Annotated in this window: 12 protein-coding genes and 1 tRNA gene; 7 read left to right on the top strand and 6 right to left on the bottom strand. The window is 65.7% G+C overall.

The window, feature by feature from the left end; genetic code table 11:
- Nucleotides 1–163: 163 nt before the first annotated feature.
- From LPZ50_RS14385 to LPZ50_RS14375, 3 genes are read right to left on the bottom strand one after another with little or no spacing between them, the layout of a single operon-like run.
- Complete coding sequence (locus tag LPZ50_RS14385) at nucleotides 164–1,339, bottom strand: aldose 1-epimerase family protein (protein WP_230662153.1); 1,176 nt, start codon at nucleotides 1,337–1,339, stop codon at nucleotides 164–166.
- Nucleotides 1,340–1,380: 41 nt separating this feature from the next.
- A complete protein-coding gene (locus LPZ50_RS14380) occupies nucleotides 1,381–2,289 on the bottom strand; it encodes a sugar phosphate isomerase/epimerase family protein (RefSeq protein WP_230662152.1) in 909 nt (302 codons plus the stop codon).
- Between the two features lie 28 nt (nucleotides 2,290–2,317).
- Entirely contained in the window at nucleotides 2,318–3,418 is a 1,101-nt protein-coding gene (locus LPZ50_RS14375) for a Gfo/Idh/MocA family protein (protein ID WP_230662151.1), read from the bottom strand.
- A 222-nt stretch (nucleotides 3,419–3,640) separates the two neighbouring features.
- Between LPZ50_RS14375 and LPZ50_RS14370 the strand changes: the two genes are divergently transcribed.
- Nucleotides 3,641–4,648: a LacI family DNA-binding transcriptional regulator gene (locus LPZ50_RS14370; protein ID WP_230662150.1), complete on the top strand. Its 1,008-nt coding sequence runs from the start codon at nucleotides 3,641–3,643 to the stop codon at nucleotides 4,646–4,648.
- Nucleotides 4,649–4,678: 30 nt separating this feature from the next.
- Here LPZ50_RS14370 and LPZ50_RS14365 read toward each other — a convergent pair whose 3' ends face one another.
- Nucleotides 4,679–5,455, bottom strand: coding sequence for a DUF2242 domain-containing protein (locus LPZ50_RS14365; RefSeq protein ID WP_230662149.1), 777 nt, complete (start codon nucleotides 5,453–5,455; stop codon nucleotides 4,679–4,681).
- Between the two features lie 122 nt (nucleotides 5,456–5,577).
- A tRNA-Pro gene (locus LPZ50_RS14360) sits at nucleotides 5,578–5,654 on the bottom strand.
- A gap of 193 nt (nucleotides 5,655–5,847) precedes the next feature.
- Between LPZ50_RS14360 and LPZ50_RS14355 the strand changes: the two genes are divergently transcribed.
- From LPZ50_RS14355 to LPZ50_RS14345, 3 genes are all read left to right on the top strand, one after another.
- Nucleotides 5,848–6,417 carry an MgtC/SapB family protein gene (locus tag LPZ50_RS14355; RefSeq protein WP_230662148.1) on the top strand — a complete coding sequence of 190 codons (570 nt, stop codon included), beginning with the start codon at nucleotides 5,848–5,850 and terminating at the stop codon, nucleotides 6,415–6,417.
- 229 nt (nucleotides 6,418–6,646) lie between these two features.
- Entirely contained in the window at nucleotides 6,647–7,633 is a 987-nt protein-coding gene (locus tag LPZ50_RS14350; protein WP_230662147.1) for a Bug family tripartite tricarboxylate transporter substrate binding protein, read from the top strand.
- Nucleotides 7,634–7,644: 11 nt separating this feature from the next.
- Nucleotides 7,645–8,937, top strand: coding sequence for an acyl-CoA thioesterase/bile acid-CoA:amino acid N-acyltransferase family protein (locus LPZ50_RS14345; protein ID WP_230662146.1), 1,293 nt, complete (start codon nucleotides 7,645–7,647; stop codon nucleotides 8,935–8,937).
- A 64-nt stretch (nucleotides 8,938–9,001) separates the two neighbouring features.
- On the opposite strand, the gene LPZ50_RS14340 is transcribed toward LPZ50_RS14345, so the two are convergent.
- Nucleotides 9,002–9,385 (bottom strand): RNA-binding S4 domain-containing protein, encoded by a 384-nt coding sequence (locus LPZ50_RS14340; protein ID WP_230662145.1) that lies wholly within the window; start codon nucleotides 9,383–9,385, stop codon nucleotides 9,002–9,004.
- Between the two features lie 196 nt (nucleotides 9,386–9,581).
- Here LPZ50_RS14340 and LPZ50_RS14335 point away from each other — a divergent pair, with 196 nt between their 5' ends.
- The 3 genes from LPZ50_RS14335 to LPZ50_RS14325 form a co-directional block, all read left to right on the top strand.
- Nucleotides 9,582–10,814, top strand: a complete 1,233-nt coding sequence (locus LPZ50_RS14335) for a 3-methyl-2-oxobutanoate dehydrogenase (2-methylpropanoyl-transferring) subunit alpha (RefSeq protein WP_230662144.1) — start codon at nucleotides 9,582–9,584, stop codon at nucleotides 10,812–10,814.
- Between the two features lie 2 nt (nucleotides 10,815–10,816).
- On the top strand, nucleotides 10,817–11,860 hold the full coding sequence (locus LPZ50_RS14330) for an alpha-ketoacid dehydrogenase subunit beta (RefSeq protein WP_230662143.1): 1,044 nt from the start codon (nucleotides 10,817–10,819) through the stop codon (nucleotides 11,858–11,860).
- A 1-nt stretch (nucleotide 11,861) separates the two neighbouring features.
- Nucleotides 11,862–12,205: biotin/lipoyl-containing protein (locus tag LPZ50_RS14325; RefSeq protein ID WP_329957660.1), on the top strand; the 344-nt coding region annotated here is incomplete at its 3' end.

Here is a 12,205-nt window from a genome sequence, read left to right as displayed (position 1 = left end):
GGCGCGGCCTCGCGCAGCCGCGCCAGGCGGTCATTGTCCAGGTCCAGGGCAATGACGCGCGCGCCCGCCTGCAGCAGGGCGATGCTGATGCCCACCCCGAAGCCGCCCGCCGCGCCGGTGCACAGTACGCGCCGGCCTTGCATTGAAAAAGGCGTGTGCTGCATCAGCGGCCCCCGATGGGCAGGAAATTGCCCGACGGCTGTGGATAGTCTTCCAGCGGCTGCTGGGCGATACCCGTGATGCGGGTCTCGCTGGCGGCAATGGCGGCGGCGCCGTCCAGGATGCGGAAGCGCGTGTCGTAGCGGCGCTCCTCGCCGTGTTCCAGCCATATCAATTCACCGCGCTCGCGCGCCGCGCCGTGTCCCAGCACGTGGTTGGTGGACGGTTCCAGGCCCAGTGCATACTGGCCGGCCTGCAGGTTCTGCCATTGGTACTGGCAGGGGAACTGGTCTTTGCGTGTGGTTATTTCCACCCCTATGCCCAGGCGGTCGTTGACCAGGGCCACAGGCACTTCGCCGTTTGCATCCGCGCCCAGTTCGTGCTGCCAGACTTGCTCGTGGAATTGCTGCCGCGGCGCCGGCATGCGCCGGTAGCCCACTTCCTGGGCGCGGTAGCTGTCCGCGTGCGCGGCCCACACCACGTCGCGTACTGGCGCCAGGTAGCGCGAGCCCTCGTCCAGCACCGGATACCCCACGTTGATGTGGTAGCACAGCATGTGCGGGGTACGGTAGAAGCCGCGGTTCACCACGCGGTCCGACAATTGGATATCGTTGCTGCCCACTTCGATCTCGATGCGGCGATGCAGTTCCAGGTGTTCGCCGAACACGGTGCCTTGCGACACGATGCCTTCCGCCCACAGCACGCAGCGGTCGCCATCCCAGCGTTCGCCATAGCCGGACAGGCGTGCGGGTATGGTGCCGGCGCGCCCGTGGATGGAGTGCTGCACCGTCTTGCGGGGGCTGTAGACATAGTTGTCGGCCGGCGCGTCGTACATGAACAGGATGTGGTCCAGGCCGCAGGTCACCATCAGGCCCGAGAACGAACGCATCCAGCCCAGCCCGCCTTCGCCTTCATACTCGTGCAGGCCCGGGTGGCGAAATCCGGACGGCGAATGCCAGCCCACCGCATAGCCGCGGTAATCGCAGTCGGCGATGTCCATGGCGCGGTCCACCAGCACGGTAAAGCGCAGGCCGGTGCCGCTGCGGAATTCCAGCATGCGGATGCCGCGTTCCAGGCCGTCTTCCAGGGTCATCAGACGGACGCCGGCAAACTGCGCAAGCTGGCCCGATCGTTCCTCGACCTGCCTGCGCGTCATCCGGGCTGCGTAAAGTTCTGCCATGTGTGCTCCGTTGTGCTGCTTGCTGGACGTGACGCGCGGGCTCAGACGCCGTTGGCGCGCAGCCTGCCGTCCAGGAATTTCTTGGCGCGCGGCACGTCGTCCTCGGACAAGTGCTCGATGATGATGGGAATGTTGGGATGCTTCTGCGCCAGGCGGCGCAGGTACAGGTCGTAGTTCAGCGAGCCCAGGCCGGGAGCGGGCAGCTCGATTTCCCCCACGCCGCGGAAGGTGTGGCTTTCGGCGGCGCTGTCATCGCCGATGTTGCTGTGCTTCTCCGACTTGTCGTCGCCCGAGCGCTTCACGTCCTTGGCATGGGCAATGCAGATCTTGTCCGACAGGGCGTCGAACACCCGGTTCAGCGTCGCGTCCATGTCATCGATGTTGTGCGCCTCGAAGTAGTTGGTGGGGTCCATCAGCAGGCCCAGGCCAGGGTGGTTCACCTCGGCGAACATGCGCAGGGTTTCCTCTACCGAGCCCACCACGTTGTTCACATAGGTTTCCAGCAGGAACACCGCGCCGTGGTCGTGCGCGTGGCGCGCCAGGTCCTGGATGACGGCACGGCACTGTTCCCAACCTTCTTCGGTCTTGTTGCGCGGGTGGTGCACCCAGTCGCTGTCCGGGCAGAACGTGCCGGTCTCCGAAATTACATACGGCGAACCCAGGTACCGGGCGTGCGCCAACGTCTGCTTCAGCACGGCGTTGCGCCGCTCGCGCTCGCCCAGGTCGGGGTGCACGATGTTGGTGTATGCCGAAATGCAGGACACGGGCAGATCGTGGTCGCGGAACACGTCGCGGATGCGCGTGCATTTCTCGCGCGTCAGTTTCTCCAGATCCATGTCCTTGAAGTGCAGGTCTAGCTGCACCGTGTTGAACCCGTGCGAGCGGATGCGGGCCGCGCTGTCTTCCAGCCCGTACGGAAAGTAGCCCGAGAAAATGCCGGTTTGCATCATGGTTGTCTTCCTCCGTTGTTTCTATTGTTCAGTCGCCCTGCAGGACTTCGTCCAGCCTGACGGTGCGGCGCTCGTCGATCGAGCGGTAGGCGGCTTCCACCAACGCCATCGTGCGTACGTTGTCGGCCACGTGCAGCGCCGGCTCGCTATTGCTGGCCAGCGCGTACTGCAATTGCTCCATCACCCCGATGAACGCGTGCGGAAACCACATCGTGTCCCACGCCGGATGCTTCCAGGTGCCGCCGGTGCCCCGATTAGAGGCATAGGCCAGCGTGGACGGCTCGCCCGTGGGCCAGCCTATGGTGCCGCGGGCCACGCCTTCGGTGCCCTCCACGCGCCAGCGGATGTATGGGTCGTCCTGGTAACCCTCGCCGCGCGGGCCGGCCCACACATCTTCCAGCGACAGCGCCAGCAGCCCCGACGGGAATCGCAAGGTGGTGGCCACCAGCCCGTCGCGATGCGGGAAGGCCGTGCGCGGGTCGGGGCGCGTGACGGACGTGACCTCGTCCGGTTCGCCGAACAGGAAGCGCAGCACGTCCAGGTGGTGCACGCTCATGTTCGACAGGGTCAGGCGGTCGTAGCCCTGCAGGAAATCCTGCCAGTGCGGCACGGCGTGCATGTCGATCTGGGCAAACACGGGGGTGCCCAGTTCGCCGCGGGCCAGCAACTGCGACAGCGCCTGCATCGACTGGTCGTAGCGCATGTTCTGGTTCACCGACAGCAGCTTGCCCGCGGCGCGTGCTTCGTCGCGCAGCTTGCGGGCTTCGTCCAGCGACAGGGCCAGGGGCTTCTGCGCCAGGACCGCGCGCACATGCGGGGCCTGCAGCGCGGCGCGGATCAATCCGGGCTGCTGGTCCGGCGGAAAGGCGATGTCGACGATCTGCACCCGCGGGTCGGCGATCAGCGCCTGGGGCGTGTCGTGCACCGTGCCGATGCCGTAGCGTTGCGCCACCTCGCGGGCCCGGGCCGGCGTGCGCGAGGCGATCGCCACCACCGGAAAGCCCGCCTGGCGGTAGGCCTCCAGGTGGCATTCGGCCATGATCATGCCGGCGCCGATGCAGCCTATGCGGAAACCGCGTTCGCGCACGGCAGGGTCGGGAATCAAGGCGGGCGGTTCGGGCGTGGCCATCGTGTCTCCTGCGTATCCGGGCAGTGCCCAGAAATGATTTATTTGATGTTATTAAATGATCTATTTAGATCGGATTCTCACATCAAAAATCTGGGTGGTAAAGGCATGAAAGGCTTGAATCTGGCCTAAAATCCGGCCAAAATCCGCACTGAATACACAATTGCGCGGTAATGATTCAAAATGATTGTTTTTGATTGGCCAGCCTTTTCAACCTGAGCTCCCATGCGCGCGACGATCCAATCCATTGCCCGGGCCGCCGGCGTTTCCACCGCCACGGTCGACCGTGTGCTGAACGGCCGGGCCGGCGTACGCGGCAAGACGCAAGACCATGTCATGGCCGTGGCCACCCGCCTGGGCTATTTCGGCGAGCCCCAGGAGAGCTCGCCCGAAGTCGTGCGGCTGGATTTCGTGCTGCCCGCGGGCACCAACAGTTTCATGCTGGCGTTGGGGCGGCACCTGCTGGAAGAAGCCGCCATGCGGCCGCAGGTGCGCGCCAATCTGCACCTGGTGGAAGGCTTCAGCGCGGCCAAGCTGGAAGCCCGCCTGACCGAACTGCGTGGCCACACCGATGCGGTGGGGTTGGTGGGGCTGGATCACCCGCAGGTGCGCGATGCCATCATGTCGCTGCGCGACAGCGGCATCAAGGTGGCCACCCTGGTTTCCGATATTCCCATCGCGGCCCGCGTGGGCTACGTGGGCGTGGACAACCGCGCCGCCGGCCGCCTGGCCGGGCTGCTGCTGGGCCGCTTCCTGCCGCAGCGCGTCGAGCACCGCATCGCGGTGTTTATCGGATCGCTGGCGTACCGTGGCCATGAAGAGCGCGAAATGGGCTTCCGCTCGGTGCTGAACGAGGAATTCCCGCACCTGCGCATTGCCCATAACCTGGAAATCGGCGACGACCGCGAACGCGCCTACCAGTTGACGCGCGACCTGCTGCGCGCCGATCCGCCGGCCGGCGTGTACAACGTGGGCGCGGGCAACCAGGGTATCGCCCGGGCGCTGCAAGAGGCCGGGCGGCAGCACGACACGGTGTATATCGGCCACGACCTGACCGACGCCACGCAGCGCATGCTGCTGGACCGCACCATGGACGCCGTCATCGACCAGAACCCGCGCGTCGAGGCGCGCGAGGCCGTGCGCATGCTGGTGGCGGCGGTACGGGGCGAATCAGAACAAAGCTACCTGCCGCGGCTGCAGGTAGTGTTCCGGGAGAACATTCCGGTGCCGTGAAGCGCGGGCCTCAGGGTTCACACGCGGGCTTCAGGGCGCCGTGGCCGGAGATGTAGGCGCAGCCTCGCCGCCGTCCGTTGCGGAAGGGCTGGGCGCAGTGGGCGGGGTAGCAGCGGCGGGCGGCTGGGCTGGCTGGCCGGATTGCGGCGTTGTTTGTTGCTGCTGCTGCTGCTGCTGCTGCTGCTGTCGCGGTTGCTGCGATTGCGGTTGTGCCTTCTGCGGCGCTGCCGTGCCCGCCTCGATCGCGGCCTGTGCCGAGGCCAGGTTCTGCGCCAGCTGGTCGAAAAAGCCTTCGTAAAAGGCCCCGCGTGAAATCGTTTCGCTGGACGTCTTCACCAGCGAATCGTCGCTGGACCCCACCGGCATGGACACCGCGCCCAGCACGCTCAGGCCCACGCTGGCCGAGTTGCTGGACTTCTTGATGGTGTACAGGTCGCGCAACGCGCTGGCATAGACAATGGCCTGGCCGTTGCCGCCAGACGTGCAGTCTATGTTGAACTGGATCTGCGCATGGCGGTCGTCGTTTTTCTCGTCCTGGTAGTTCTTGTGTCCGCTGACCCGGTTGGGCTCGGCCTTGTCGATGACATAGCCCTGGCCCAGCAGCGACCGGCGGCCGGCTTCGCAGGCGGCCTCGCTGGATCCGGCAAAGTTGCGGGAATAGGTGTTGCCCTTCGTGAAGGCGTCGCGTTCGTCGATGGTGGGCGTGGCCGAGCAGGCCGCCAGCAGCGCCATCGAGGCCAGCAAACCGGCGCGCAGGGCGAGCCGCGGATACTGGACGGGCATGGAAAATTCAGGCGCAAAGCGCATGGGGTATACCCCTGGACGTTAGTACGTCTTTTATTATTTCTGATTGGCCGGCGCGAGCCTGAATCGAAGCGTATACAGGTCGCTAAGTTTGTTACCGGAGGCCAGGCGGGCCTGAATGATAGTGGTCGGGGCGGCGGGATTCGAACTCGCGACCCTCTGCTCCCAAAGCAGATGCGCTACCAGGCTGCGCTACGCCCCGACGTGCCGCTACAACTAGCAGCGGGGAGGCATTGTACCTTAGCCGGCGGCCATGCTCCGGCCGCCGCCGCATTCGGGAAAATTCAGACACACGCGGGCGCCCGCCATGCTTATATGATGATCTGTCACCGCGCGTTCGCCGCATTGTTCCGCGGGCCCGCCGGTGCGCCCCCCGTTCCACCAGGAGCCGCCGCATGACGATCTGGCAAGAAATCTGGGCCACGGTTTATACCGAATTCAGCGACATTCCCGATGCGGGCGAGGCCACGCGCATCGTGCTGCGGCTGGGCATGGCCTTCGTGCTGGGCGGGCTGCTGGGCTACGAACGGGAACGCAGCGGCAAGGCCGCCGGCCTGCGCACGCACATCCTGGTGGCCCTGGGTGCCGCGATGTTCGTGCTGGTGCCCCTGCAGGCCGGCATGCAGGTGGGCGATCTCAGCCGCGTGCTGCAGGGCGTGATCGCCGGCATCGGTTTCCTGGGGGCGGGGGCCATCATCAAGCTCAGCGGCGAACGCGAGATCCGCGGGCTGACCACGTCGGCCAGCATCTGGATGACGGCCGCCATCGGCGTGGCCGCCGGCATGGGGCGCGAGGCCACGGCCGTGGTCAGCACCCTGATCGCCTTGTTTGTGCTGGCCGCGCTGCGGCGGGTGGAAAGACGCATCGAGGACAACGAGGAGAAAGAGGCCGATTCCAGACAACAGAAAGAGGCCAATTCCAGGCACGCACGGCACAACAAGCAGGACGAAGAAGACGATTCGTAGCGGAACGCTGGGCTGGACGGTATACCGTCGGCCTCACTCCCGGCGTCGATCGCCGCGAACCTTCCCATGACGATAGGGGTAAATCCCGAGAAGATTAGGTTTGATTGTATATAGAATACAAAACCATTAAGCAAGGCGTCAGCGTAGGCGCCCTGTGACCGCATCTTCCTGTTTCCAAGGCAGTTCCCGCCTGCGGGATTGCGCAGGCAATACTTCGTCTGGAGTCGCCGTGTCTACCACTCGCCGCCGCCTGTTGGGCGCCGCTGCCGCGCTGCCTGCCTTGTCCAGGGTTGCCTGGGCGCAATCCGGGTTTCCCGCCAGGCCGATCCGGCTGGTGGTGGGTTTTGCCCCTGGGGGGCTGACGGACCTGGCCGCTCGCGCCCTGGCCGAACGCATGAGCAAGGTCATGCAAAGCTCGGTGGTGGTCGAGAACCGCCCGGGAGGGCAAACCATCATCGCCACCACCGCGGTGGCGCGCGCGGCGCCGGATGGCTACACGCTGGCCTTCGCGGGCACCAACGGCATGATCCTGAACCCCTTGCTGTACAACAACCTGCCTTATCAGCGGTCTGATTTCCGGCAACTGGGTTCCATGGGCCGTTCGGCCATGCTGCTGATCGTGCATCCCGACCTGGGCGTGAACAATGTGCAGGAATTCATTGCGCTGGCCAAACAGAAGCCCGGCCAGATCACCAGCGCGCACGCGGGGCGGGGCGTCATCAACCACCTGGCCCTGCTGCATTTCCAGTCGCGCACCGGCACCCAGTTCCAGGACGTGCCCTACAAGGGCAGCGGGCCTGCCCTGATCGACCTGATGGCGGGCACGGTGCAAAGCACCTTCGATTTTCCGACGTCGGCGCTGCCGCATATTCGCGCCGGCAAGCTCAAGGTGCTGGCGGTTACCGCCGACCAGCGCCTTTCCAGCCTGCCGGACGTGCCCACCATGAAAGAAGCCGGCGTGGATGACTTCGAACTGTATACGCGCATGATGATTTCCGGCCCGGCGGCCATGCCGGAAGATGTGGTTCGCACCCTGGAGAGCGCAGTGGCCGAAGGCGCGCGCGACCCCAGCCTGGTCCGGCAATTCGCCGAACAGGGGGTGACGGTGGAGTTCACTCCGGGCAAGGAACTGGACCAGGTCGTCGAACGGGAATCGGCCATGTGGGCCAAGGTGATCGACACCAACCAGGTTCCGAAAGTCGACCTGAAAAGCTGACGAGGAAACGCATGGCCCCCAACATACACATAACGCCCGCCGCCGCGCTGATCGACGTGGAGCGCAGCATCACGGTCAGCGGTTTTCCCGCCTACAGCGTGGTAACCGTGACGGCCAGCATGCAGATGTGCGGCATAGGCTGGCGTTCGCGCGCCGTATTCCTGGCCGGACACGACGGCAGCCTGGACCTGGGGCGCGACAGCCCGGTCGAGGGCGACTACGCCATGCCGTCGGCGATGGGCATCGTATGGTCGATGAAGTGCGACGACGTGGCCCATGCCGTGTTTCCGCCGGATCGCACCGACTCGCTGGAAATCCACATTGAAGCCAGCGACGGCCAGCAAGGGGCGCAGGCCATGCTGACCCAGACTTTCCTGGCCGAGGGCGTGCGGCACGAGCCGGTGCGCGCGCAGTGGGGCGGTATGTCGATATCCGGCGAGCTGTACACGCCCGCCACGCCGGGCCCGCATCCGCTGGTCATCTACATGAACGGCTCGTCGGGCGGGGTGAATGCGCCGCGCGCGGCGTTGTTCGCCGCGCATGGATACCAATGCCTGGCGCTGGCCATTTTCAATTACGAAGCCCGCCCGCGCTACCTGAACAATATGCCCCTGGAATACTTCCAGCAGGCCCTGCTGTGGGCGCGCCAGACGCTGCAGCCGCGCGACGGTTTCGTGGCGCTGTCGGGCATCAGCCGTGGCGGGGAAACTTCGCTGCTGGTGTCTTCGCAGTTTCCCGAACTGGTGTCCGCGGTGATCGCCTATGTACCTTCTCCGGTGACGCACGGCGTGGTCAGCGCGGGTGAACCGGGCAGCGGGCGCAATGCGCAGGTGTGGACACTGGAGGGCGAGCCCTTGCCGCATCTGTGGCAGGACAACGCGCTGGGCGACTGGGACGCCGCCTACGCCGTCGACCCGCCGTACCGGCAAAGCCGGGCCTTCCTGTCCGCCACGCGCGACCGCGCCGCGTTCGAGCGGGCGCGTATTCCGGTGGAACAGTTTCCCGGTCCGATGATGCTGGTCAGTGCATCCGACGACGGCTTCTGGCCCAGCACGGCGTACTCGGAACTGGTGGCCAGGCAGCGCCAGGCCCATGGGCTGTCCACCGAACACTATGTTTGCCAGGGGGCGGGGCACCATGTGCAGTATCCGTACCTGCCCACCACCCTGATAGCCAAGCCGCATGCCATGTCGGGCCTGCTGCTGGATGCCGGCGGCACCGCGGTGGCCAATGCCGCGGGCTACGAGGGGGCCTATTGGGCGGTGCTGGATTTCCTGGCGCGGGCGCAGCGGCCGAGTACTTAGCAACCCATCGCCGCCGGCAGTATCGCGGTGTTTACTGGCATGGCGGAAAGCTCGCCAGGCCGGGTTATTTCCCGCGCATCTGCCCGATCAGCCTGCGGTCGCGCTTGGTGGGCCTGCCATCGGTGATGGACTGCGCGGGTTCCGGCGCCAGCCGGTGCATTTCGGCGGCGCGTTCCCGCGCGGCGATGCTTTCCGGGGTTTCTTCGTACAACTGGCGCGCCACCGGCGCCGGCCCCCGCACCGCGCTCAGGGCCCGCACGCTGACCTGGATGGCCGGGTCTTCCTTGCGCACGGTGATGCGGTCGTTGACCGCGATATCGCGCGCCGGCTTGGCGGGCTGGCCGTTGACCTGCACCCGGCCCTTGCCGATTTCCTGGGCGGCCAGGCTGCGGGTCTTGTAGAAGCGCGCGGCCCACAGCCATTTATCGAGTCGCATCTTGTCTGTCATAGCACGCCATTCTAGCCATAGGGCGGCGGCCTGTTGCGGCCGGCGGGGCAGGGGAACCTTATGCTAATCTGTTCCCAGCCAGACGCGCAGCATTACCCCGCACGCGATCCGGTAGCGGCCGAGTGCGCGGTTACCTCCAGCATCAGGCCTTTGCAAAGCAAGAACGCTTGACACAATCACGCGTGGAGACATAACCATGAGCCTATACGGCCCGCTGAAACTGCACGTCCCCGAGCCCACCGGGCGTCCGGGTTGCAAGACCGATTTCTCCTATCTGCATCTTTCGCCGGCTGGCGAAATTCCCAAGCCCCCCATCGATGTTGCCGCGGTCGATACCGGCGACCTGGCCTACCGGCTGGTGCGCGTCATCGACGACGACGGCCAGGCCGTGGGCCCCTGGGCTCCCGACCTTGACGACGACATGTTGCGGGCCGGCATGCGAGCCATGCTGAAAACCCGTATTTTCGATGCGCGCATGCTGACGGCGCAGCGGCAGAAGAAAATCTCGTTCTACATGCAGAGCCTGGGCGAGGAGGCCATAGGCGCCGCCCACGCGCTGGCGCTGGAACCCGGCGACATGTGTTTTCCCACGTACCGCCAGCAAAGCATTCTGCTGACTCGCGAGGTGTCGTTGGTGGAAATGATGTGCCAGCTGATGTCGAACGAGCGCGATCCGCTCAAGGGCCGCCAGCTGCCTGTCATGTATTCGAAGCGCGAGGCGGGTTTCTTCACCATTTCGGGCAACCTGGCCACGCAATTCATTCAGGCGGTGGGCTGGGGCATGGCCTCGGCCATCAAGGGCGATACGCGCATTGCGTCGGCCTGGATCGGCGACGGCGCCACGGCCGAAGCCGATTTCCACACGGCGCTGACCTTTGCCCACGTGTACCGCGCGCCGGTCATCCTGAATGTGGTCAACAACCAGTGGGCCATTTCCACCTTCCAGGCCATTGCCGGGGGCGAAGGGGCCACCTTCGCGGGCCGCGGCGTGGGCTGCGGCATTGCCTCGCTACGGGTGGACGGCAATGACTTCCTGGCCGTCTACGCGGCGTCGCAATGGGCGGCCGAGCGGGCGCGCCGCAACCTGGGTCCCACCTTGATCGAATGGGTAACGTACCGCGCGGGGCCGCACTCCACGTCGGATGATCCGTCGAAGTATCGCCCTGGCGACGACTGGAGCCATTTCCCGCTGGGCGACCCCATTGCCCGTTTCAAGAAGCACCTGATCGGCCGGGGCATCTGGTCCGACAGCCAGCACGACGCGCTGAAGGCCGAACTGGAAGCCGAGATCATGGCGGCCCTGAAAGAGGCAGAAAGCCACGGCACACTGGTCGACGGGCATGTGCCCAGCGCGGCCAGCATCTTCGAAGACGTATACAAAGACATGCCGGAACACTTGCGCCGGCAGCGCCAAGAGCTGGGGGTCTGATCATGGCAGACGGAAAGAGCAACGGTCAGGCGACCACGTCGATGACCATGATCCAGGCTTTGCGTTCGGCCATGGATGTCATGCTGGAACGCGATAGCAACGTGGTGGTGTTCGGGCAGGACGTGGGCTATTTCGGCGGCGTGTTCCGCTGCACCGAGGGCCTGCAGTCCAAGTACGGCACTTCGCGCGTGTTCGATGCGCCGATTTCGGAAGGAGGCATCGTGGGCGTGGCGGTGGGTATGGGGGCATATGGGCTGCGGCCGGTGTGCGAGATCCAGTTCGCCGATTATTTCTACCCCGCTTCCGACCAGATCGTGTCCGAAGCGGCGCGGCTGCGCTATCGCTCGGCCGGGGAATTCATTGCGCCCATGACCATCCGCATGCCATGCGGCGGCGGTATCTACGGCGGGCAGACGCACAGCCAGAGCCCCGAGGCCATGTTCACGCAGGTATGCGGGCTGCGCACGGTGCTGCCGTCCAACCCCTATGATGCCAAGGGCCTGTTAATCGCCGCCATCGAGAACGACGACCCGGTCATCTTCCTTGAGCCCAAGCGCCTGTACAACGGGCCGTTCGACGGCCACCACGACAGGCCCGTGACGCCCTGGAATAAACATCCCGCCAGCCAGGTACCCACCGGCTACTACACCGTGCCGCTGGAATCGGCCGCCGTGGTGCGGCCGGGCGGTGACCTGACGGTGCTGACCTACGGCACCACGGTGCATGTATCGCTGGCGGCCGCCGAGGAAACCGGGCTGGATGCCGAGGTTATCGACCTGCGCAGCCTGTGGCCGCTGGACCTGGACACCATCGTGACTTCGGTGCGCAAGACAGGCCGCTGCGTGGTGGTGCACGAAGCCACCCGCACCTGCGGCTTCGGCGCCGAACTGGTGTCGCTGGTGCAAGAGCATTGCTTCCATCACCTGGAAGCGCCCATCGAACGCGTCACGGGCTGGGATACCCCTTACCCGCATGCGCAGGAATGGGCGTATTTTCCTGGGCCGGCGCGCGTGGGCGCGGCGTTCAAACGCGTGATGGAGGCATGACATGGGAATCCATATCATCAAGATGCCGGACATCGGCGAGGGCATTGCCGAAGTCGAGCTGGTGGGCTGGCATGTGAACGTGGGCGACACGGTGGCGGAAGACCAGCCGCTGGCCGACGTGATGACAGACAAGGCAACGGTGGAAATTCCGTCGCCGGTGGTGGGCAAGGTACTGGCCCTGGGCGGCACCGTGGGCGACACCATGGCCGTGGGCAGCGAACTGATCCGGCTGGAAGTCGACGGCGCGGGCAATGCCAAGGGCGATACCGCGCCCGCGCGCGCCAGCCAGGAGCCGGCCGCCGAGCCGGCCGCAGCACAGCCCGAGAGCAAGGCGGATGAGGCGGC

The sequence above is a fragment of the Bordetella petrii genome (genome assembly GCF_020991325.1).
Lineage (GTDB): Bacteria > Pseudomonadota > Gammaproteobacteria > Burkholderiales > Burkholderiaceae_B > Bordetella_A > Bordetella_A petrii_E.
Note: the sequence above shows the minus strand (reverse complement) of the source record. Positions and strands in the feature narration are given on the sequence as shown.